Here is a 21,861-nt window from a genome sequence, read left to right on the forward strand (position 1 = left end):
TTAGTCTTTAGCAGAGTCCTTCATTTCCTCTTCTTGTTGACCAAAGCCCTTGCCTTCAGCAGCAAAGCGCTTGTCACCACGGTAGAGTTCACCACAGGTCCAAGCAAGCAGGACCAAGATGATGACAATGGTCAGGTAAGCCAGAACATCGGAAGTGCCCTTGGACCAAACACCGAAGCCCTCGTAAGTTGAAGGCAGGTTGTACAGGTTCAAGAAGGTCAGGGCAATAACTGAGATCCAGCCACAGACCTTAACCCACATTCGGTTCTTGAATTCACCCATTTCAACCTCACTGTTAGTCATAATCAGTAATGGCAACATTGAGAATGGCAGGGCGAAGGCCAGAAAGACCTGTGAATTTTCCATCAGGAGGTTCAAGGCCGAGTGTTGTTGGATCACGGATTCACCGCTTGTCATAGCAACACAGGCCAGAACAGGAATAACAGAAATGATACGGGTAACTAACCGCCGTGCCCACAGTGGCATCTTCATGTGAATGAAACCTTCCATGATAACCTGCCCGGTCAAGGTACCAGTAATGGTTGAGTTTTGACCAGAAGCAAGCAGGGCAACAGCGAACAGCGTTGACAGAATACCAGACTTAGCAACCGCAATCAGAATCGGGTTGGAAAGCATTGAGGTGTTGTTCAAAGCATCGTACAGACCGAAGAATGAACTATCCTTAACGGCACCGTACTTGAAGACCGCAACCCCCATGATCAGCAGGAGGGCGTTAACAACGAAGGCCAAAGACAGCTGAATGTTGGAATCCCAAGTGGTAAACCGAACAGTTTGCCGAATACTGTTAAGGTCGTTGTGGTCCATCTTCCGTGTTTGTGAAATAGCGGAGTGCAGGTACAGGTTGTGCGGCATAACCGTGGCCCCAATGATCCCCAGCGAACCACTCAGTGGCGTAATTCCACCGATTTGTGGGTGCTGGGCAATCGCCTTAGCAGATGGTACCAAGCCAGCAAAGGCAGCGGCCCAGTCAGGCCGTGACAAAGCAACTTGGTATGCGAAGACGAACAGGATAACCAGAATTAAACATGCAACAATTGCTTCGATCTTCCGGAAACCAATCTTTGTCAAAAGTAACAGAACTAAAACATCAAGAACAGTAATGAATACTGATGGGATCAACGGAATGTGGAAGAGCAGGTTCAGGGCGATCGCCGCACCAATAACTTCCGCAATATCGGTGGCCATGATGGCTAATTCCGTCATGATCCAAAGAATAATCCCTAACGCTTTACCGGTCCGTGCCCGTGTTGCCTGGGCGAGGTCCATTTGGCTCACGATTCCGAGTTTAGCCACCATGTATTGCAGTAACATCGCAATCAAACTTGAAATCAAGATAGTAGTCATCAGGGTGTATTGGAAGCTTTGACCACCGGTGATTGAAGTAGCCCAGTTACCTGGATCCATGTACCCAACCGCAACGAGGGCACCAGGTCCGGAGTAAGCAAACAAGGTCTTAAAGAAGCCCTTGCCATGAGGAACCTCAACCGTTCCGTTAATTTCTTCGAGTGACTTACCGTTAGCATACTCTATCAAGTGATGCTTCTTGTGTTGATTTTTTGTGTTGTCCACGCCAAATCCACCTTTCATCTTATTTTGTTAACTTGACCAACAATCAAAATTAACTTAATTCGAATACTTTGTTAGGTTAGCATAAAAAATATTACATTTCAACGGAAGATTGCCGGTCTCAAGGCATTTTACCGCAATAAACTTAAATAGCAATTGCGCTGATAGGTAGCCACTAACACGGATAAAACGTTTTCACAACTGTTCTAAATAAATTTAAGAAATTTTGAAGTTTTCTTCATATTATTATTTGGAAACGGTTACTTCTGTCAAACGTTTGACAACTAGTGTAATCCTTCACTATAATTATGCCGACTACATTATATAAGGAGAATTGATTATGAAAGCACTTGTATTAACAGGGACTAAACAGCTTGAAGTTAAGGATGTTGAAACCCCAGAAGTAAAGCCTGATGAAGTACTCGTTCACACCGCCTACGCTGGTATTTGCGGGACTGACCACGCCTTATACGCTGGCTTGCCGGGATCGGCTAGTGCCGTTCCGCCAATCGTCCTGGGTCACGAAAACTCCGGGGTGGTTGCCAAGGTTGGTGCTGCCGTTAAGAACGTCAAGGTTGGTGACCGGGTAACAGTTGACCCGAACATTTACTGTGGTGAATGTAAGTACTGCCGGACTTCCCGTCCTGAACTGTGTGAAAACCTGTCTGCCGTTGGGGTTACCCGTGACGGTGGTTTTGAAGACTACTTCACGGCACCTGCAAAGGTTGTTTACGCAATCCCTGACAGTGTTTCATTGAAGGCGGCTGCCGTAACGGAACCATTATCATGTGCCGTTCACGGTGTTGACCTGCTGGAAATCCACCCATACCAAAAGGCATTGGTTATCGGTGATGGCTTCATGGGTCAATTATTCGTACAAACCCTGAAGGCATACGGGGTTAGCGAGGTTACCCTGAGTGGTCGCAACGATGCAAAACTGAAGCTTAACCACGACCGTTTTGGTGCCAAGACCATTAACACCAAGAAGGGTGAAAAGATCCCAACTAACGAATACGACATCGTCATCGAAGCCGTTGGTCGTCCCGAAACCCAAGAACAAGCCGTTGAAGCTGCTGCCCGTGGTGGCCAAGTTTCAATGTTCGGGGTTGGTAACCCAGACGACAAGTTCTCCATTAACAGTTACGAAGTCTTCCAAAAGCAGTTGAAGATTCAAGGGGCCTTCATCAATCCTTACTGCTTCGAAGATTCAATTGCCCTGATGGCATCTGGTAAGGTCGATGTTCTGCCACTTCTTTCCCATGAATTTGGGATCGACCAAGTGGACGACTTTGTAAACGACCGGATTGAAAATGTCTCCAAGGCCGTTGTTAAGCTTGCCGGTGAAGAAGCTTAATAGTGGTGAAAGCATTCCCCAGGATTATTTCCCGGGAAATGCTTTTTTTATTTCAGTAATATTGACACGGTGTCACCAGGCTGCTATGATACTTATAAAGTTTGGTGACACCGTGTCACTTAAGGAGGGGTTAAACGTGCCAAGCAAAACCTTTGAAAACCTACCGGCAGCTAAGCAGGAAACCGTCCGGCAGGCGTTGCTAACTGAATTTAGTGCCCACAACCTGGCAGATGCCCAGGTGGCCCGGATTGTTAAGGACGCCGGGATCGCCCGGGGGGCCTTCTACAAGTACTTTACCGACCTGCCAGATGCGTATACCTACCTGTATCATGAGGCGCTGCTTAAGCTTCACGATTACGATATCCGTGCCCACCGCCTTCAATCTGCTGCGGCGTATGTTGACCAGGTGGCCGCCTTTATTAGCCAAGTGAATACCAGTCCCTACTATGAGTTGGTAAAGCGGCATTTCGCCGTCAATGAGGCGTTACTGCAACCGGTTGATTCCACGTTGCGCCCGGTGACGGCGACCGAGTGGGCCGTCATGACGCTTGTTCATGAGGCAATCAAGGAAGGGCTGCGCTACCCGGACAGTAGTGACCAAATACTGAAACGATTAAGGGCCGCTTTGACGGCGCTCCTGGCAAAGGAGGGGTAGGATGTTTTTAGCTTTAAAAGAGATTAAACACGAGAAGGTCCGGTATGGACTGATCATTGCCATGATCGTGATGATTAGCTACCTGATGTTCATCCTAATGGGAATGATGCTGGGCCTGGCGAACGAGAATAAGGCCGCCTTGACAACGTGGGACGCCCATACGGTATTTTTGAACAAGAATGCCAATGATAATATGGGTCAGTCCGTCATCACTAAGGACCAGCTGGCCGGTCGTTCCCTCAATAAGCACGAGGCCCTCGTTGGTCAAACCGCGGCCGTCATGAAACGGACGCAGGGAAAGGCTCATAAGGAAAGTGTTCAGTTTATTGGCCTTGATGCCGGACAGTATATTGCCAAGGATAACATGCCCCTGGTTGCCGGGCGGCACGCCAAAAATAAGCATGAGCTGGTCGCTGATGAAAGCTTAAAGGCCAAGGGCTACCAACTGGGAGACAAAGTGAAGCTCAACTCAACAGCGGAAAACTACCGCCTGGTGGGCTTCGCCAAGGATTCCCAGTTAAACGTTGCCCCGGTAGTTTATGGTCGCCTTTCGACCTGGCGTGCACTCCGGGGAGTTGCTCCCCAGGTGGTTGCCAGTGGAATCATTAGCAACCAGCAGGAGGGTGCTAGTCGGTTCAAAAAGCTGGCCCACTACCCAATTGACAAATTCATCCAGAAACTTCCTGGTTACTCGGCAGAAAACAGTACCTTTATGTTTATGATTGGCTTCTTAATGGTAATCTCCCTCGTAATTATTGCGGTCTTCCTCTACATCCTCACGATGCAGAAGATGCCCAACTATGCCGTGCTCCGTGCCCAGGGAATTCCGGCCCGCCACTTGGTTGGGGCGACGGTTGACCAGGCGGTTATCCTGATGGTCGCTGGGATATGCGGTGGCCTGGTTCTGACCCTGCTGACGGCTTGGTTGATGCCGATGACGGTCCCGCTGGTTTTGAAATGGCCATTGATTGGTCTGATCTCCCTTGTCCTCATCCTTCTTGGGGGAATTGGGGCCCTACTACCGGTGCGGATGATTATGAAAGTTGACCCAGTAAGGGCCCTCAACAGTTAGGAGGTTACGCAATGTCAGTAATTGAACTCAAAAACATCAGTAAGGATTTCGGTAAAGGAATCAGTAAGGTCCAGGTGTTAGATGACGTTAACTTTACGGCTGACCTGGGTGAACTAAGCTTGATCCTGGGTCCCTCTGGTTCCGGCAAGAGTACCTTCCTGACGATTGCCGGGGGCCTTCAAACACCAACGACGGGAACGGTCACGGTTGAAGGGGAAACCTTAGATAAATTATCGACTAAGGAACGGGACCAATTGCGGTTGAACAAGGTTGGCTTTGTCCTCCAGTCGTACAACCTGCTTCCCTACCTGACCGTGAAGGACCAATTTGCCCTGGTTCGCCGGATTAAGAAGACGGGAAATATGTCAGAAGAGGAGCTGAACAACCTCCTTGAAGAACTCGATGTTTCCCAACTCGCCAACCACTATCCAGACGAGATGTCCGGTGGGCAGAACCAACGGGTGGCGATTGCCCGCGCCCTGTACCCTAACCCGCCAATTGTCTTAGCGGACGAACCAACAGCGGCACTCGACAGTAACCGGGTGAAGGTTGTTGGCCGCCTCTTTAAGAACATGGCCGTTAAGCACCACAAGGCAATTGTGGTCGTGACCCATGACATGCGGCTGCGTGAGTTTGCTGACCATATCTACCAGTTGATGGATGGTAAGCTCACAATGGAAAGGTAAATATTTCCCAGGAAATAAATTTTTGATAAAGCCTGCTTGAGGATTCCCTTGCCTTGAGCAGGTTTTTGGTATAATCAAACTAAATAAATGTAAGGAGAATACAATGGCTTTTTTAGAATTGCACAATATCAAGAAGGCCTACTATCTTGACAAAGAAGCCTTTCCGGTCTTAAAGGGAATTGACCTCCAGTTTGAACGGGGCGAGTTTGTTTCGATTTTAGGTGAGTCTGGCGGGGGAAAATCAACCCTGATGAACATCATCGGGGGGCTGGACCGTAACTTTTCCGGTGAGGTCCTGATCAAGGGAACCCCACTTGACCATAAGCAGGAGCACCAGTTGGATGACTACCGGCGGTCAATGGTCGGCTACATCTACCAGTCGTATAACCTGATTTCCCACTTAACGGTGTTGGATAACGTCCTGGTGGCCCTGGACATGACCTCACTTTCCCGGGAAGAGCGCCAGAAGCGGGCGTTAAAGCTCCTTGACCAGGTTGGCTTGAGCGACCAGGCTCATAAGCATCCCAACCACCTGTCTGGGGGACAGAAGCAGCGGGTGGCAATTGCCCGGGCCCTTGCCAGTGACCCCCAGATCATTATTGCCGATGAGCCGACGGGGGCCCTTGATTCACAAAATACCCAGGAGGTTCTGACATTGCTGGACCAGATTGCCAAGGATGGTAAGCTGGTCATTGCGGTTACCCACTCCCAGGAAGTTGCCGACCATGGAACCCGGGTCGTCCACTTAGCCGATGGGAAAATTGATGGGGACGAACGGCTCCGGCCAGCCTATGACCTCCCTAAGGACCCCACAGTGATTAAGTCCCAGCAGCTCCCGGCGATGGCCAGCTACCGGATGTCTTTTAAGCACCTGATGTATAACTTCTGGCGCAACTCACTGATCATGCTGGGAACGGCAATTGGTATTTTTGCCGTCCTCCTCTTCAGTGGCCTGGGCAACGGGATTAATGGCTATATCCAAAACCAAATTAATTCCTTGACCAACCCCCGGTCAATCACGGTATTCAAGAACCCGACCGGGAAGCATCTTACCCAGGACCAGATCCAATCATCACTGATGCAAAACCTTTCCGCAGATCCCCAGTCAATGATGATTGATAGTGGGGCCCTCCACCGGCTAAGTAAGGTCGATGGGGTGTCCAGCGTCCAAAAGGGGAACATAATCAGTGGTTACCGCCTGTCGTACAAGAAACTGCAACAGAGTGGGACCACACTGACAACCTGGAATAAGTCAGTGACATCCAGTTCGATCAAGCATGGTCACCGGCCAGGTAGTAATGAGATCGTCCTGACGAAGCAACAGGCCATCCAGCTGACCGATGCGAAGAATTACCGCAAGATTATTGGCCAGCCGGTTAACATTTCCTTTAACTGGGTAAACAGTAAGGGGGACCCGGTTGCCATTAACGGGACGGTGAAGGTGGCTGGCCTCAGTGAAGGAACTAGTGCCCAGACAACGGTTAGCTACGGTACAATGCAACGGATGCTGCGGGGCAGCGGCGCCGTCACTAGCCCGAACTTTGTGGCGGTGAGTGCCAACAGCCTCTCTGATGTTCAAAAGGTTGCTAACCGCATTAACAACCTCAAGAATGCCAAGGGTGAGCGCATGTTTGGGGCAATTACGGTTGGCTCGATCCTGAAGACGGTTAACACTTACGTCCACCTTGCCTCGACTATTCTTGCCGCCATTGCCGGGATCTCCCTTCTCGTCTCCGCACTGATGATCATCGTGACGATGTACATGTCGGTATCGGAACGGACCAAGGAAATCGGGATCCTGCGGGCACTTGGTGAGAGGAAGAAAGATATTCGTCGTCTGTTCACTTCAGAGTCAATCTTTATTGGGTTGTTCTCAGCGGTCTTAGCACTGGTTATTGTCATTGTCGTAACCGTAATTCTGAACCACGCCTTATACGGGATGATTAAGTACAACATCGTCCAGATAACGGCCGGGAATGTGATCTTCGCGTTTGTGGTTGCGGTAGTAATTTCCTTCATCGCGGCACTGCTGCCGGCCCGGCGTGCAGCCCGCCTGAACCCAATCGATGCCCTTACGGCCGACTAATATTCAAATAAAGAAGGGACCCTTCGCGTGTAAAAACGCGGTGGGCCCTTCTTTTTAAGTGTAGAGTAAGTGCAACTTAATCAACATTATTAACTTAATCGATCATTAATTTAAATGACAATGCTTTTTATTTTTAGGTATACCAAAGTTATGCTATAATCCATAATGGAGGTGTTAGAAGTGACGACGATTTTTGTCCATGATAATTATAAGACGCAAACGATTCATTGCTCCGATGGTTCCCAAGGGGTGATGAAGGTTAGTGAAGAGAGCTCAGCACCATACTACAACTTTAAATTTTATAGCCATGAGCATCCTGGCTTTTGGGTGGACCAGGACCAATTTCATGACGGGGAAAACGTCACGGTTAAGGACATTCAGAGTGACGACCAATTCCAACTCAAGTTTGTCTGAAAAGACGTGCACAAATACTAAAAAACAGCTGACGAAACTTCGTCAGCTGTTTTTTTACTTAACTATATCCTCTGCATGGCTGAGGGCATCGGCAATTAGGGTCATTACTTTTGGGTCGTCGAGGTGGTAAATGACCACCTTACCATGACGGTGCTGCTGGACCAGGTTATACTTCCGGAGAAGCTGCAGTTGGTGAGAAACACCGGACTGCTCCCAATTCAGCGTCGAGCTAATCTCCGAAACGCTCATGGACTTTTGAATCAAGAGGTAGATCAATTGCAGTCGCTTGGGATTACCCAGAACCTTGAAAAGCCTGCTGATTTTGATAATGTTTGGTAATTCTCCAGAAATACGCGTCGCCATTGGCTCTCCCTTACTTTCTTACGTTGAAACGAACGGACTTATATTACCTTTTATTTTAGGATTTAAACGACAAAAAAGCAAAAGGCTGTTAAGCACTTTTGCTTTTTTATAAACAAATTATTCTAGATGATTAGAAGGCCAGCTTCTGCCCAACGTAAATGGTGTAAGGACTTTGTAAATTATTACGTTGTGCCAGGGTGTGCCAGTTAAGGCCATACTGTGCAGCAATTCCAGACAGGGTATCACCGCTCTTAACGGTGTAGCCGCCCCGGACGCTAGTCGTTGCTGATGACCGACTGTAGTTGTTGTAACGTGGTGCCGCCTGACCATTTACCCGCAGGACTTGGCCAACATAGATCAGGTTCGGGTTAGCAATGTTGTTAAGCTGGGCCAGCTGCTCATAGGAAACCCCAAAGCGACTGGCAATCCCAGACAAGGTGTCACCACTCTTAACAGTGTAGGCTGCGTTGTTAGTAGCTGGTGCTGGGGTTGGGGCCGGCTTAGCATTGTTAGTGGTGTTATTGTGGACCGGTTGGCTAACCGTTGCATTATTAGCTTGTGCTTGCAACTGCAGAGTTTGGCCAACGTAAATCCGGTTGACGTTTTTAATATGGTTGATTTGGGCCAACTGAACGTAATTCATGCCAAACTGGTTAGCAATTCCGGATAACGTGTCCCCACTCTTGACGGTGTAAGTCTTGACCGTGTTGTTATTGTTAACTGGCGCGGTAGACTGACTTTGGTTTTGCCCTTGGTTAGGCGTTGTTGTGGTCGTCGTGGTATTTTGGTTGTTAACCGGTGCTGCTTGACGAACGAGGAGCCGTTGACCAACGTAAATCCGGTTGACGTTTTGGATGTCGTTCAGGTGGGCCAAGGTGTTAACCGTTGTGGAGAAGCGGTTAGCAATGCTTGATAACGTGTCGCCACCGTGAACGGTGTAGTAGTTAGTGCTGCTTGCGTAGCTACTTGATGAGTTATCATTTTGTTGCTTGTTGATGACCGTCTTCCCAGAGATGGCTACGGAATCCAGTTGGCTCAAGCCGTATGTCTGAACCATCCGGATTAATGCGTTGGCGTAGTTAGGGTCGGTTGCGTAACCGTCAGCCTGCAACTTCCGGGCAACGGAAACATAATTAGTGTCGCCAAGCAGGTTACGGTAGCGGCTGTTGACGTACAGGAAGTCCCCGTGGTCTTCAACAGATTGTGAATTGTTGGCGTAAGCCCGGAAAGAATCGTTGATGTAAACAGACCGACCGCCGTAAACTTCACGGGTCCGCATCGTAACCGAGTTACCATTGTATGAGCCCTTGATCCCAAAGAGGTTGTGGGTCTGCGTAGCTAAGCCAGAACGGCCCCAGCCACTTTCAATAATTGCTTGGGCAACCGTTACGGAAGGCAAGACACCGTACTTGTTCCAGCCATTGATTGCGCCTGGTGCCACACTTTCAATAAAGCGTTGGGAGGTAGCGTTATTACTGAAGTGAAGTGAGTTTAGGTTGACCTGCTGAGTATTGGTCTGGGCAGCAAAGCTCTGTGTTGAAGTAGCCTGGGCACTGTTGTCCTGACTAGTAGCACTGGAGGCGGTGCTGTTGGCTTGTGAGTTAGCGGTGCTTGCGGATGCCGGTGCCACACTGTTTACTGCGGCACTTTGCTGGTTAGCTGCTTGGCTGTCCGTGTTAACGTTTGAAACAGCTGCCTGTTGGTTGTTCCCGTTGTTTTCGTCAGCGTGGGCAACAACCCCAGTAGCAGTGAGCAATGTTACCGCCGTTAAGCTGGCAACCATCCACTTGCGACCACTTTTATACATTTTGAAGTGCTTTGAATTAGCGTTTACCTGTTGATTCATTGATTAAGCTCCCCTGTCATTTAAAAAGTGATAGTTGAAAGATAATCGGAAGACTGTCTTTCTTCCCCGATAATTTTGCACAAAAAAGTTAAGAAGTTATTAAGATTTCACTATTAATTAAAGTAGCATTATTTTTTATACGCGTCAATGAACTATTAAAAATAAAATAAGTAAATTTATATTTTGAATAGTTTAAAATAACCAATTTGACCACGAAATTTAGCCTTTTCAGCCGACTTTATCATGTGAAAAACATTTTTGATAGATGATAGTAATTTCATACTTGATTTTTACTAAATTAAAGAAAGTGATTCCAGTTGGGGTGGCACTAGGCTATAATGAAGTAGTTTAACACTAGGGATGCGAGGAAATTAACATGGTAGCAAAGTTAAAAGATGTTGCACAACTGGCTGGGGTTTCCGTAACTACCGTCTCACGGGTAATCAATAATTACGGGTCCCTCAGTGCCAAAACAATTAAAAAGGTTCATGAAGCTATGCGGGAGCTTAACTACCAGCCCAACGCACTGGCCCGGGCAATGCAGGGGAAGCCTTCCAAGTTTGTTGGCCTGATTTTTCCCAACCTGACCAACCCCTTTTTCGCGGAGCTGGTCAATGAACTTGAGCGCCAACTCTTTAACCAGGGCTACAAGGCAATTATTGCGTCATCGGCGGAAAACCCCGAAATTGAGCACGAGTACCTTAGTATGCTGATGGCCAACCAGGTCGACGGGATTATCTCTGGGTCCCACAACCTCGATATTGAGGAGTACCACCAGATCTCCGCGCCCATTGTTTCCTTTGACCGCTACCTGGCGGACAACATTCCCATCGTTGCCTCTGATAGCTACCGGGGCGGCCAACTCGCCGTGGAATACTTACTACGGAAAAACGCCCGCCACATTGCGGTAATTGTCGACGAAGATACATCCGCTTCACCAACGCTGAACCGGTTGCAGGGAGCCCTGGACCGGTTGACGGAAAAGCACCGCAGCTTTGACCCCTTGGCCCTAGGGGACCTTGATTTTTCAACGACCTTTCCTGGAATTTATGATGGGGTTGTGGCTTCAAACGATGTCCAGGCTCTTGAAATTGCCGCAATTTACCAGCAGCAGGGGTTAAAGATGGGCCAGGACTTCTTCATCACTGGATATGATGGTTCACAACTGATCCGCCACATTGCCCCCCAACTGCCGACGGTGATTCAGCCAATTCCTAAGTTGGCCGCCGCTTTAATTAAGACCCTCCTTAAACGGGTGGCGGAACCAAATGCCAAAATTTCGTCAGTCACCTTACCAGTTGAATTTCATGAATAAGAAAAGAGCAAGTCAGCAATCGTTTTGATTACTAGCTTGCTCTTTTTAGTGGTAAGTGGACCCGGTTCGTACTGGGTTGGCCCCGTAATTACTTACTTTGCATAAAACGTTGGAGTAATTCGGCTTCTTCAGAAGTTGCGGCAGAGTTCGATGACTTAATATCATGAATCCGCTCTACTGATAGGTGGCTTCCAAAAGCAACTTCATTGTCATTTAAGTCGTTATCACGCTCAAATTTGATTAGTTCTTTGGCTAACTCACTCAAATTATCCATGAATTAATTCCTCCTTGATGTTCGGGCAGCTTTTCAACTACATTATTATTCTTATGTCCTTTGCTGGAACAAAATTTACACCAAAATTTAGTTTAGCACAGTTTGCGGATTTACAAAAAGAAAAGCAAAAATTAATCTTAAATTCCGCTGGTGGGTGGGGACAAGAACTTCAATATGTGTGATAATCAGAGTATAGAATTATGACGAAGAAATGGAGCGAAAGAGATTATGACTTGGAACTGGTTAGGTTGGCTACTGTGGATTCTCGCAATCGTGTTTTTCTGCTACGTAATTCACTACATTCGTGTCCAACAACTGATGTTAATCGCTAAGACAAAGAAGGCTTTTTCACCTAAACTCTTTTGGCGTTACGTGGCCTTACTACTGGTCGCCGTCATTTGGCTGGGCGGGATGCTTTATCTGACCTTCTTCCGCCAGGCAGATATCAATAACCACAACGAAACGCGCATCACAATGAAGTACTCACCGTTGCAGATCCACAACAAGAGCAATGACTACTACTACGTTCTGGCAACCCGGAGTCAAAACGGCAAGCACCCGATTGTCTCTTATACTTACTGGGCAAACGGTAACCGTTATACGACCAATTCCCACTATGGTTCAGTAGCCGATGGGGACCGGATCATTACTCTGGACGCAAGCAGCCTGCCGTGGGACAAGGCCAAGCTGAAGAAGCAGGACCGGCAGACGGGGCACGCATTTGCGGCTGAAATGACGATTAGCTACAAGAATACCCTGCTCAACGGCCTGGGCCTTCGTGCTAACCGGACCGCAGAAGTCTACACCTTACTACGGGTTCCATCATCTGAAATGGTCCACGAACGGTAGAATTGACAAGAAGGTTGGGAGGATAATGAAAAAGCAGGCAACTGTAAAGTTGAAATGGGTGGCCCTGGCAAGTTTGCTCAACAACACCGGGGCTGCTTTTTTATGGCCGCTGACAACGATGTACATGCATAACTACCTGCATGAAACGCTAACGACGGCGGGGGGCGTGATGCTCTTCATGTCGATCTGTACGATGGCAGGTAACTACCTCGGCGGTTGGCTTTTCGATCATTGGGACCAGTACCGGACCGCCGTGATGGGGGTTGGCATTTCAACCCTAGCCATTTTTGCCCTGATTTTCGAACATGACTGGCCCTGGTTTGCGGTCTTAATGATGCTTAATAGCTTTGGGGATGGAATTAACATGACCGTCGTTAATTCTTACGGGGCCCTGGTCACTGACCACAGTTCGCGCTACGTCTTCAACTACATCTACATGGCCTTCAATGTGGGGGTTGTGATTGGGACCTTAGCTGTCGGGGTTTTGCTGCCAATCAGTGTAACTTTGGTTTTCAGTGCTGCAACCTTCTTCTATGCCCTCCTTGCCCTGGTGGTTATCCTGGCCCTCAATGTCCGGGTGACCTTGCCACCTAGGGCCAAACAGCGGGTAAGGAAAGGTCGGTCAGTGTCAACCCACCACCGGGCCTTGGTATTAGTTTGGTTGATCCTCCTCAATTACATGACAATCCACCTCAGCTACTCCCTATGGGAAAGCGTGATGGCGGTTCATATGACTAATATGGGGATCCCGTTCTACGCTTATAGTATGCTCTGGACCTTGAATGGCCTCTTGATCATTGTTGGTCAGCCGCTGGTGAACAAGCTCAGCCCCTACGTCAAGCTTTCCAACCAGATCATGGTGGGGATCCTGATTTTTGCGTCATCGTTTCTCTTCCTCATCGTTGCCCGAAATCTTTGGGCCTTTGTCATCGACTTTGTAATATTGACAATCGGTGAAATGACGAGTTTTGCGGGCCTTCCCGCCTGGATTGCCCAGCTGACGGATGTTAATGAGGCGGGGCGCTACCAAGGTTTACTTAATATCGCGTTCTCAGTTGGTCGGGCAATTGGGCCCCTCTACGGTGGCTTTGTTATCGAACAGGGCAATTACCAAGAGCTCTTCATCTCCGTCTTCTTGATGATGACAATTACCCTCCTCTTCGTTTTCTGTGCCGTCCTTTCGTGGCGACGATTGAAAACCGCCAGAAATAATAATACCCAAAATTAACGACCTATGGTAAAATCACTAGTGTAATTGCAAAGAAGTAGAACAAAAACAGCCACGACTTAACAGAGAGCCAGTTTAGCTGAGAGCTGGCGGTGGTTGCGAATCCACCTCTACTGAGCAGGAGCGGTGAACCAAGTAGCGGCTTCCGGGGCGACCCGTTATCATCGTGAAGTTATAACGACTTCGTGAGGCAGTAACTGCGAGGTTACTGTAAATAGAGGTGGGACAGTGAGTTAATCGCCCTCTAAGGTTGAACGGCCTTAGGGGGCCTTTTTTGATGAAAGGAGCAGAAACAGGAATGGATTATCAAAAGCCAAAGGGAACGGCAGACCTGCTGCCGGGCACGACGAACGTTTGGGAAAAGGTTGAGGCAAAGGCCCGGGAAGTCTTCCGGCAATTCGGTTACCGGGGGATTCGGACCCCAATGTTTGAAGACTACCACGTCTTCTCCCGGAACGTCGGGGACACGTCAGACATCGTTGAAAAGGAAATGTATGACTTCCACGACAAGGGTGACCGTCACATTGCCCTCCGTCCGGAAGGGACCGCGGGGGTTGTCCGGGCCTACGTGGAAAATAAGCTTTACGGTCCGGAATACCCGAAGCCGTACAAGGTTTACTACATGGGCCCAATGTTCCGTTACGAACGGCCACAGTCCGGTCGTCAACGTGAGTTCCACCAAATCGGTGTTGAGGCCCTGAACAACGAGTCACCACAAATTGATGTGGAAGTTATTGCGATGGCGATGACCCTCTTCAAGCAGTTTGGGGTACCAAACGTGAAGTTAGTTATCAACACGCTTGGTGATAAGCAGGTTAGAAAGGACTACCGGGAAGCTTTGATCAACTACCTGAAGCCCCGCTACGATGAACTGAGTAAGGACTCCCAGGAACGGCTCTACAAGAACCCACTCCGGGTCCTTGACAGTAAGGATGAGGGCGACAAGAAGATTGTCGAAGACGCTCCATCGATTCTAGATTACCTGGACGACGAATCTCAATCCTACTTTGACCAGGTTCAGGCCCTTTTAAAGGAACTCGGGATTGATTACGAAATTGACAGTAACATGGTCCGGGGGTTGGACTACTACAACCACACTATTTTTGAAATCATGTCTGATTCACCAGCCTTTGGTGGCGGCTACACGACGGTTTGTGCCGGTGGTCGTTACAACGGCTTAATTTCCCAACTTGGTGGCCCTGAAGAAGGGGGGATCGGCTTCGGAATGGGGGTTGAACGGTTGATGATCCTCCTTCAGGAAGAAAATCCCGACTTTGCCCCAGTCGACAAGCTGGACCTCTTCTTGGCAAGTGCCGATGACAAGGGTGATAACCTGGCATTTGAAATCCTTAACAAGGTGCGCCAACAGGGAATCGTCGCTGACAAGGATTACAGTGGCGTGAAGGTTGGTAAGCAGATCAAGGAAGCCTTCCGGCGCAACGCTAAGTACTTTGCCGTCTTCGGTGACCGTGAAGTCAGTGAGGGTCAGTTCCAGTTAAAGAACGCGGCAACAAAGGATACCGTAGACGTTAAGGTTACGGACTTCGTTGCGGACCCTGCTAAGTACCTGAAGTAAAGTTTGATATTATTGAAAATAAAAGGGGACCACCAGCATCCGAAATTTCCGGATTCTGGTGGTCCCCTTTATAGTTAGTCATTAAAACTTTTGCGTTTAAGGTAGATGCCGGTCGCTGTTGCCAGAATAAGGGCAACAATGCAGGTAAGAATGAAGCCATTGGTGGATGCCTTCCAGGGTAATCCGCCAACGTTCATCCCCATAAAGCCGGTCACGAGGGCGATGACTGCGATTACCAGTCCAGCGGAGTCTAAGTACTTCATTAAATGGTTGAGGTTGTTATCCATGTGACTAAATGACTGTAATTGAGGCACGCCAAAGAAGCCCACGCGCTAGGTTATTTTTGTAGGTCCCTTCCCCAGTCGAGGGCCAACCCCTGCTTTTGGATAACCTGGGCAAGCTCGTCCCGCTTGCTAAAGTGGTTATTTAACTTGTCACCGTTGATCTGCTTGGTAAAGGAGTCAATCCGTCTGTTGGCGTCCCGGAGGTCGTAGTACTGGGTGACAACCTGGTTATATTCTGCCAGGTCGGCAACTTTGAAGTCCCGTGGGTAGTGATTTGCAAAGGCGACAAACCGTTGTGGCAGCCGGGGCTTTAGTTGCGGTTCTTGGTCTGGGACCCCAACTTGGATGCCCAGGAGGGGCAAGGTCATCTTTGGCAAATCGAGAACCTGGACGAGCTTTGCCGGGTCGTTCTTAATGGACCCAAGGATAACCCCGCCCAGGCCCATGCTTTCGGCAGCCGTGAGGAAGTTCTGCACGGCCAGGGTGGTGTCTTCCACGGCCTGCATGAAGATGTCAGTGGTGTGCAGGCGGCCGTCGTCATTGCCCTTCTGCTCCCTAATTTGCTGGTTCCGGTAGAGGTCGACAATAAAGATAAAGAGGTCCCCGTTAGCGCCAACGTACGGCTGCTTAGAGATTTCCCGAACCTGTGTGCGCAGTTGCGGGTCCGTGACGTGAAGAATGCTGAATTGCTGCATGAACATACTAGTGGAGGTATGACGGGCAGCTTCGTACAGGGTCGTTAACTGTTCTTCACTTAACGTTTGCTTTTTAAATGCCCGGATGGTCCGGTGGTTAACTTGGTGGTCGATTGTTTCGTTATGAATCATTTTTATCCCGCCTTTGGTATTTATTTGTCAGTTGCGTAGGTGCCCATGTCATCGGCAATGACAATCCGGCCGGCATACTTTTGGCCATCACCCTTGGTCAGGCCAACCTTATTGAAGGCAAAGGTGACGGTTGTGGTGGCCTTGACGGCGACTCCCATTACCTCGCCACTGTCCGTGTTGATTCCGGATGGCATGTCAACGGCAACGACAACCGCATCGCAGTCGTTAATTGCCTTAATAGCGTCGGCGTAGTTACCCTTGACGGGACGGTCAATCCCAATCCCAAACATGGCGTCGACAATTAGGGTTGCCTGTTTCAGTACTGCCAGGTCAGTGGTTTGTGGGATTTGGTAGTATTGGCAAATCTTATCCTGAACCTTGTGCTCATCGGAGGCGTGGTCCGGGTTACCGACGTTCAAGATGGTTACCTGGACACCAGCAATGTGGAGAAGGCGGGCAACGTCAAGACCGTCACCACCGTTGTTACCACTACCAGCGACCACAACAACGTGCCCGAGGTTGAGTGGGAAGGCGTTTAGGATTTCATCCCGTACGGCCAGGGCCGCCCGTTCCATGAGGACCAGTGATGGGACCCCAATTGTGTTAATGGTGTATGAATCATAGTGCCGCATTTGTTCTGCAGTAATCGGTGCTTGTTTCATCTAAATTACCCCCTATTATTAATTACCTCCACAATACCACTAATTTATTCGCCCTGGCGAGTGACATTCATCGCGAAAATCGGTACACTATAAAGAAAAAAGATAAAAGGTGAAACAAATGAACTGGCAGGCTGAGCAGAAGTACTTTAAGAAAATGATTGGGCGAAAGGTGGCGTGGACGATCTCCCGTCCGGAAGATGGACTGATTCGTGCCGGCTATCCCCTCTACGACCAAGAACTCCTTGACTTTGTCCGCGAGTTTAAACAGAGCTCAGCTTACGTGCCCAAGTACCGAAAAGTGCTGCGCCACTTCCACGTCCACCCCAAGATGACGGCAGTCACGGTTGGTCAGGTAATCCTAATCAACAATGTACGGGCGGCAAATGCAATGCTGTCTTTGATCATTGACGGGGAAGATGTCCAGCGCGGTACCTGGGCGGCAGCGATGCAGGCGGGCTACTTTTACCACCTGTTAGAGATCAAGACTAAAGGCGAGGCCATCAAGGAAAATGAGTAAGAAAGATAAGTATGACGTGCAAAAGTTTACGGGGATTCCGGTTGAGGCGGACGCCGACGGTAAGTACCAACTAAAGGTTGACCAGAACGGGGATGCCAAGTTGCATACCTGGCGGACGGGTAAGCACACCAAGGGCAAATACCAGGGCCCCGGCCAGTTGATGCTGACGGAGAATAACCTCCCGGTCGTCATCCTGGCAGCTGAACCAATGGCCTTCAAGAACCGCCACAGTGAGACACCCCTCCAGCGCTTCTTAACGGTTAAGGTCGAAGCTGATGTCCTTAACCAGGGCCTGGCAGTGCTAGAACAGAAAAAATAATTATGAACAAAAATGGTCCTGAGCGTTTGGTTAATCGACGCTCAGGGCCATTTTATTTAACAATATTTTATGGCTAGCAGTTACTGAAGTTCCTTTTCTAACTGTTCCTTCAGGATAATTGCTTGGTTGTGAGTTTCATCCTTAGCACCAAATAGGAGGATGATATCCTCATCGGCGTGGATAGTGATAACCTCCTTCAGAATATCGTAGGCCACGTTGTCCTTTAACTCGGCGAGGTAGCGGTCCTTGAATTCGTCATACTTAGCAGGATCGTGGCCGAACCACTTCCGGAGGTCATTACTGGGGCCCACTTCCTTAAGCCAATAATCCAGGTGGGCGTTTACCTTTGACATGCCACGGGGCCAGAGACGGTCAACCAGGATCCGGCACCCGTCCATGTCTGCTGGCTTATGGTAGATTCGTTCGACTTTGATCATAATTTGCTAAACTCCTTTGATTATGTGGTACCTTTAGGATAGTCCAAATGAGGAGGAATTCAATTTTGCTGTCTGCGTATCAAAAATTTTTTACTGGCCGGCCAACGACCATAATTGCCCGTGACCTCTTGGGAAAACTGGTGCGTTACCAGGGACCAGACGGGGTGACGGCTGGCTACATTGTCGAGTGCGAAGCCTACCTGGGCGAAAATGACTCCGCCTCCCACGCCTTTAACGGCCGGCGGACATCCTATTCAGAGTCACTCTATGGGCAGCCCGGTAATATTTACCTCTACCAGATTCGTGGCCACTACTGCTTCGACATCGTGGTTCAAGATGCAGAGGAACCCCAGGGTGTTTTGCTGCGGGGGATGGAACCCGCCCAAGGCCAGGAGTTGATGGCAAAACACCGGGGAATGACCGGCTTCAATATTAGTAATGGCCCCGCTAAACTGGTGCAGGCCCTGGGGATCCACTCACGGCAACTTGATGGTCAGCCGATGGAAGGTAACCGGCTGGCTGTGGACTTCGACCGGTTTAAAATTCCCCGGGAAATAATTGCTGGTCCCAGAGTTGGGGTTAACCTGGCGGGAAAAGACGGCAAAAAGCCCTGGCGCTTTTACGTTGCGGGCAACCCGTACGTCTCGGGGCTGCGGAAACGTGAAATGGGCCTTGAAAAGTACGGTTGGAGGGATTAGATGGCACTTACATACCAACAATTACTGACGGCCGTCCCACTGGTAATGCGGGCGGGAAACGTTCCTAACATTGTCGGGGACGCGGGAATCGGCAAGTCCGCCCTCGTAAATGAGGTTGCCCAAAAGACGGGCGCGGCCCTCTTTACAACGGTGGTTAGCCTGAGTGAGAAGGGGGACCTTGCAATTCCAGTACCACCGCTCACCAGTGACTCATTTGTGGAAACTGCCAATTATGGGCGGCTCGCCAACGTCCAATTTGGTTATTCAGCGACCCTCGTTCAAATCATCAAACATGCTGAAGCAAAACCTGACCATCCCATCATCTGGTTCCTCGATGAATTTAACCGGGGGAGTCAGGCTGTCCAGAGTGAGCTTATGAACCTGGTCCTTCAGCGACAGATTAACGCCCTCCGTTTGCCTGACCAGGTCCACATCGTGATTGCCGAAAATCCGGACAGTAGCATGGCGGGCTTTAGTGACCGGGAATACGATGTTGCCGTAGGGGATGCCGCAATTAGGGACCGGACCGTCCGCCTGGTCATGACGACGTCGACTGACGAGTGGCTGCGATGGGCCCAGCAGCAGGGACTTAACCAGCTAGTAATTAATTACCTCCGCGCCCACCCAACCCGGCTCAGTATCATTGACCCGGAAAGTGAGGACCTGCAGCCAACACCGCGGGCCTGGGAACGGGTAGCAAGAAACCTCGACCAGCTCCAAAAACTCCCTTCCAGCAGTCAGCGGGAATTGGCAGCCGACCTTTTTAGTGGGGACCTTGGGGTGGAAGTCGGCACCTCCTTTGCTGAGTTTGTCCTGGCTCAGGGGAACGAACTCACCCTTGAAAAGCTGCGGACCTCATCAGCGGGGGCGGCAAAGTTTGGCCAAGCTGATGAGGCCACCAAGCTCAACCTCCTTCGTGACTGGTTGAAAGAGGATGCGTCGTCATTGGCCACAGAAACGGGGGCGGCACTATTCAACGACTTACTAGCGAAGGTCAGCCCGGATGGCCAGGTCGCCATTGTCCATTCCGTGGGGGAAAAGGGTGACCGCCTCCTAGAAAAAATGTACCAGGTTGCCAAGCAACAACCGACCGGTCAGGTTGCCGCCCTATACCAGCGGCTCGCGCAAATTGCAACCCAGGAGGACCGGCACTAATGGCCTGGTGGCATAAGATATTTGAGAAGCACCCACCAGAGAAAGGCCCCGACCAGGCGGACCGGTTAAACCACCTGGTGGCGCAGGTCCTCCACCATAACCGCTTCTTGGGTGAGGTCCTCCTTCAAATCCCCCGCAAGCTAACGTCAACTGAAGAGGGGATCGCTGGATTGGCCTGGGATGGTGACCAACTCGTCCTCCGCCTTAACCCCGACCGCCTTGCCAAAATGCGGGATGATGATGCAGAGCTACTATTGGAGCATGAAGCCCTCCACGTGGTTTGGCAGCACCCGGCCCGTTACGCGAATTACCCGCACCCGGGCTTGGCCAAGGTGGCCACCGATGTTGCTGTCAACCAGTACCTGCCGGCGGCTCCGCAAAACACGGCCACCCTCGCCCAGCTAGAGCGGGTTTTACACCGGCGCCTCTCACCTAAGCAGGATTCGCACGACTACCTGGCGATTTTGCAGAAATTAACACCCCAAGAGCAAGAACGCCTCCGGGCGGCCGGCATTAAATTAAGCGGTGACCAAACGGGAAGCCAGTCCGCGCCCGGTAAAAAGCAGCCGGGTACGGATACCCATGCGGGATGGGGACGGACCGATAACGTTACTGGCACCCGACAGAGCGTGCGGCTGACCAAGCTCCGTCAGCTCGTTAAGCAGGCGTGGGCCCAGACGCCCCAACGTGACCGGGGGTTACTTCCGGGGAGTGTTCGCCAGGCTGTGGAAGCCACGCCGGTAAAAGCGGCGACACCCCTTTGGCAGACAATCCTTCGCCAGCAGCTGGGTAACATTGCGGCGGGCAAACGGGAATCGTCCGCCCGCTTTAACCGTCGCCAGCCCCTCCGGATGGACTTGCCGGGGCAGGTGAGTCGTTTAGTACCGGATATCTACATCTTCATTGATAATTCGGGGTCCGTGTCCACCAAGGAATTAGCCAGCGCCCTGGACGCGGTTGACCAGATGGCCCGCCACTACCGACTACAAGCAACGGTATATACCTTTGACGCCAAGGTCCACCCTGCTGGCCAGCGCTTACGGTCGGGTACCCACCTGAAACGGGAACGAAACGGTGGTGGGGGCACCAGCTTCCAGAGTATCTTTGACTTTTTGCGGGCTCAGCACGTTTCCAAGCGGGCGGTGGTGGTGGTCATTACCGACGGTTGGGGCGAACAAACCCTGCGTGACCACCACTACCGCAACGTTGACTGGCTTTTGACCACGAAGCGTGACCAACTGTCGGTTGCTGCTCCGGCAAACCGGGTTTTCGAGCTAAGGAAAGGAGGAAAATAATGGCAAAACAACTTTTAAAACCAGCGTTAATGAAGGCCGTGCTCACTCATGACCAGGACTATCAGCGGGCAGTGGGCCTGCTCAACGATAATTGGGACCCAGACGATCAGCCAATTTACCGGGACGTGTTTGAAGCGCAGGACATCGCCTTTGCTCGTCAACTCCAGCAAGCGGAACTGGTTCCCGGGAAAGTTGACCTGGGTGACTACCAGTCTGCTAACCAGTTGCTTGTCCGCCACCCCCAGTGGTTTTCGGCGGGGAGTCGGCAGGCCCTGCTGGCCCCGTTCACGGGTTGAGCATTAGGATTTGGCCGCGGTTACAAAAATAGTATAATAAGAAGCGTAAATCCCTTTGAAGGAGGA

24 protein-coding genes are annotated in these 21,861 nt (G+C 50.2%); 16 read left to right on the forward strand and 8 right to left on the reverse strand.

Translation table 11 applies throughout. The features are described from left to right. Nucleotides 1–1,608, reverse strand: a complete 1,608-nt coding sequence (locus QOS01_RS06270; protein WP_283621577.1) for an Nramp family divalent metal transporter — start codon at nucleotides 1,606–1,608, stop codon at nucleotides 1–3. A 319-nt stretch (nucleotides 1,609–1,927) separates the two neighbouring features. Here QOS01_RS06270 and QOS01_RS06275 point away from each other — a divergent pair, with 319 nt between their 5' ends. From QOS01_RS06275 to QOS01_RS06300, 6 genes are all read left to right on the forward strand, one after another. Further along, nucleotides 1,928–2,941, forward strand: coding sequence for a zinc-dependent alcohol dehydrogenase family protein (locus QOS01_RS06275; RefSeq protein ID WP_283621578.1), 1,014 nt, complete (start codon nucleotides 1,928–1,930; stop codon nucleotides 2,939–2,941). A 136-nt stretch (nucleotides 2,942–3,077) separates the two neighbouring features. Next, the gene (locus QOS01_RS06280) at nucleotides 3,078–3,596 is read left to right on the forward strand and encodes a TetR/AcrR family transcriptional regulator (protein ID WP_283621579.1); all 519 of its coding nucleotides are present in this window, start codon (nucleotides 3,078–3,080) and stop codon (nucleotides 3,594–3,596) included. A 1-nt stretch (nucleotide 3,597) separates the two neighbouring features. Further along, a complete protein-coding gene (locus QOS01_RS06285; RefSeq protein ID WP_283621580.1) occupies nucleotides 3,598–4,668 on the forward strand; it encodes an ABC transporter permease in 1,071 nt (356 codons plus the stop codon). Between the two features lie 11 nt (nucleotides 4,669–4,679). Beyond that, a complete protein-coding gene (locus QOS01_RS06290; protein ID WP_283621581.1) occupies nucleotides 4,680–5,354 on the forward strand; it encodes an ABC transporter ATP-binding protein in 675 nt (224 codons plus the stop codon). Nucleotides 5,355–5,457: 103 nt separating this feature from the next. Beyond that, complete coding sequence (locus QOS01_RS06295; RefSeq protein WP_283621582.1) at nucleotides 5,458–7,440, forward strand: ABC transporter ATP-binding protein/permease; 1,983 nt, start codon at nucleotides 5,458–5,460, stop codon at nucleotides 7,438–7,440. A 180-nt stretch (nucleotides 7,441–7,620) separates the two neighbouring features. Continuing rightward, complete coding sequence (locus tag QOS01_RS06300; protein ID WP_283621583.1) at nucleotides 7,621–7,854, forward strand: hypothetical protein; 234 nt, start codon at nucleotides 7,621–7,623, stop codon at nucleotides 7,852–7,854. 54 nt (nucleotides 7,855–7,908) lie between these two features. Here the strand turns inward: QOS01_RS06300 and QOS01_RS06305 are convergent, their stop codons facing one another. Together QOS01_RS06305 and QOS01_RS06310 are read right to left on the reverse strand one after the other, a co-directional pair. Then, the gene (locus QOS01_RS06305) at nucleotides 7,909–8,217 is read right to left on the reverse strand and encodes an ArsR/SmtB family transcription factor (RefSeq protein WP_283621584.1); all 309 of its coding nucleotides are present in this window, start codon (nucleotides 8,215–8,217) and stop codon (nucleotides 7,909–7,911) included. Between the two features lie 130 nt (nucleotides 8,218–8,347). After that, nucleotides 8,348–10,063 carry a LysM peptidoglycan-binding domain-containing protein gene (locus QOS01_RS06310; protein WP_283621585.1) on the reverse strand — a complete coding sequence of 572 codons (1,716 nt, stop codon included), beginning with the start codon at nucleotides 10,061–10,063 and terminating at the stop codon, nucleotides 8,348–8,350. Nucleotides 10,064–10,439: 376 nt separating this feature from the next. Here QOS01_RS06310 and QOS01_RS06315 point away from each other — a divergent pair, with 376 nt between their 5' ends. Continuing rightward, a complete protein-coding gene (locus QOS01_RS06315) occupies nucleotides 10,440–11,378 on the forward strand; it encodes a LacI family DNA-binding transcriptional regulator (RefSeq protein WP_283621586.1) in 939 nt (312 codons plus the stop codon). A gap of 88 nt (nucleotides 11,379–11,466) precedes the next feature. Here QOS01_RS06315 and QOS01_RS06320 read toward each other — a convergent pair whose 3' ends face one another. Then, entirely contained in the window at nucleotides 11,467–11,652 is a 186-nt protein-coding gene (locus tag QOS01_RS06320; RefSeq protein WP_047770387.1) for an LBP_cg2779 family protein, read from the reverse strand. 228 nt (nucleotides 11,653–11,880) lie between these two features. Between QOS01_RS06320 and QOS01_RS06325 the strand changes: the two genes are divergently transcribed. The 3 genes from QOS01_RS06325 to hisS all read left to right on the forward strand — a co-directional run bounded on the left by QOS01_RS06325 (nucleotide 11,881) and on the right by hisS (nucleotide 15,305). Further along, complete coding sequence (locus QOS01_RS06325; RefSeq protein WP_283621587.1) at nucleotides 11,881–12,501, forward strand: LVIS_2131 family protein; 621 nt, start codon at nucleotides 11,881–11,883, stop codon at nucleotides 12,499–12,501. A gap of 25 nt (nucleotides 12,502–12,526) precedes the next feature. After that, nucleotides 12,527–13,729 carry an MDR family MFS transporter gene (locus tag QOS01_RS06330; protein WP_283621588.1) on the forward strand — a complete coding sequence of 401 codons (1,203 nt, stop codon included), beginning with the start codon at nucleotides 12,527–12,529 and terminating at the stop codon, nucleotides 13,727–13,729. A 298-nt stretch (nucleotides 13,730–14,027) separates the two neighbouring features. After that, on the forward strand, nucleotides 14,028–15,305 hold the full coding sequence (gene hisS, locus QOS01_RS06335; RefSeq protein WP_283621609.1) for a histidine--tRNA ligase: 1,278 nt from the start codon (nucleotides 14,028–14,030) through the stop codon (nucleotides 15,303–15,305). A gap of 74 nt (nucleotides 15,306–15,379) precedes the next feature. On the opposite strand, the gene QOS01_RS06340 is transcribed toward hisS, so the two are convergent. Genes QOS01_RS06340 through QOS01_RS06350 form a run of 3 tightly spaced genes read right to left on the reverse strand, consistent with a single transcriptional unit; the run spans nucleotide 15,380 to nucleotide 17,078 of the window. Beyond that, nucleotides 15,380–15,619, reverse strand: coding sequence for a CorA family divalent cation transporter (locus QOS01_RS06340; RefSeq protein WP_283621589.1), 240 nt, complete (start codon nucleotides 15,617–15,619; stop codon nucleotides 15,380–15,382). A gap of 23 nt (nucleotides 15,620–15,642) precedes the next feature. Then, on the reverse strand, nucleotides 15,643–16,416 hold the full coding sequence (locus tag QOS01_RS06345) for an NADPH-dependent oxidoreductase (RefSeq protein ID WP_283621590.1): 774 nt from the start codon (nucleotides 16,414–16,416) through the stop codon (nucleotides 15,643–15,645). A gap of 20 nt (nucleotides 16,417–16,436) precedes the next feature. After that, nucleotides 16,437–17,078 (reverse strand): NAD(P)H-hydrate epimerase, encoded by a 642-nt coding sequence (locus QOS01_RS06350; RefSeq protein WP_283621591.1) that lies wholly within the window; start codon nucleotides 17,076–17,078, stop codon nucleotides 16,437–16,439. Nucleotides 17,079–17,196: 118 nt separating this feature from the next. Here QOS01_RS06350 and QOS01_RS06355 point away from each other — a divergent pair, with 118 nt between their 5' ends. Together QOS01_RS06355 and QOS01_RS06360 are read left to right on the forward strand one after the other, a co-directional pair. Beyond that, nucleotides 17,197–17,595 (forward strand): hypothetical protein, encoded by a 399-nt coding sequence (locus QOS01_RS06355; protein WP_283621592.1) that lies wholly within the window; start codon nucleotides 17,197–17,199, stop codon nucleotides 17,593–17,595. Then, nucleotides 17,588–17,914, forward strand: coding sequence for a DUF7671 family protein (locus tag QOS01_RS06360; RefSeq protein ID WP_283621593.1), 327 nt, complete (start codon nucleotides 17,588–17,590; stop codon nucleotides 17,912–17,914). The genes QOS01_RS06355 and QOS01_RS06360 overlap by 8 nt, the downstream gene beginning before the upstream one ends. Before the next feature lie 80 nt (nucleotides 17,915–17,994). On the opposite strand, the gene QOS01_RS06365 is transcribed toward QOS01_RS06360, so the two are convergent. Next, the gene (locus QOS01_RS06365) at nucleotides 17,995–18,351 is read right to left on the reverse strand and encodes a DUF488 domain-containing protein (RefSeq protein WP_283621594.1); all 357 of its coding nucleotides are present in this window, start codon (nucleotides 18,349–18,351) and stop codon (nucleotides 17,995–17,997) included. A gap of 65 nt (nucleotides 18,352–18,416) precedes the next feature. On the opposite strand from QOS01_RS06365, the gene QOS01_RS06370 reads away from it, so the two are divergent. The 4 genes from QOS01_RS06370 to QOS01_RS06385 are packed head-to-tail and all read left to right on the forward strand — an operon-like array spanning nucleotide 18,417 to nucleotide 21,795. Next, nucleotides 18,417–19,049 (forward strand): DNA-3-methyladenine glycosylase, encoded by a 633-nt coding sequence (locus QOS01_RS06370; RefSeq protein WP_283621595.1) that lies wholly within the window; start codon nucleotides 18,417–18,419, stop codon nucleotides 19,047–19,049. Continuing rightward, complete coding sequence (locus QOS01_RS06375) at nucleotides 19,050–20,204, forward strand: AAA family ATPase (protein ID WP_283621596.1); 1,155 nt, start codon at nucleotides 19,050–19,052, stop codon at nucleotides 20,202–20,204. Next, nucleotides 20,204–21,499 (forward strand): vWA domain-containing protein, encoded by a 1,296-nt coding sequence (locus QOS01_RS06380; protein WP_283621597.1) that lies wholly within the window; start codon nucleotides 20,204–20,206, stop codon nucleotides 21,497–21,499. Before QOS01_RS06375 ends, QOS01_RS06380 begins: the two co-directional genes overlap by 1 nt. After that, a complete protein-coding gene (locus QOS01_RS06385; RefSeq protein ID WP_283621598.1) occupies nucleotides 21,499–21,795 on the forward strand; it encodes a hypothetical protein in 297 nt (98 codons plus the stop codon). The genes QOS01_RS06380 and QOS01_RS06385 overlap by 1 nt, the downstream gene beginning before the upstream one ends. Nucleotides 21,796–21,861: the final 66 nt, after the last annotated feature.

The sequence above is a fragment of the Limosilactobacillus avium genome (assembly GCF_947381485.1).
Taxonomy (GTDB): Bacteria; Bacillota; Bacilli; order Lactobacillales; family Lactobacillaceae; genus Limosilactobacillus; species Limosilactobacillus avium.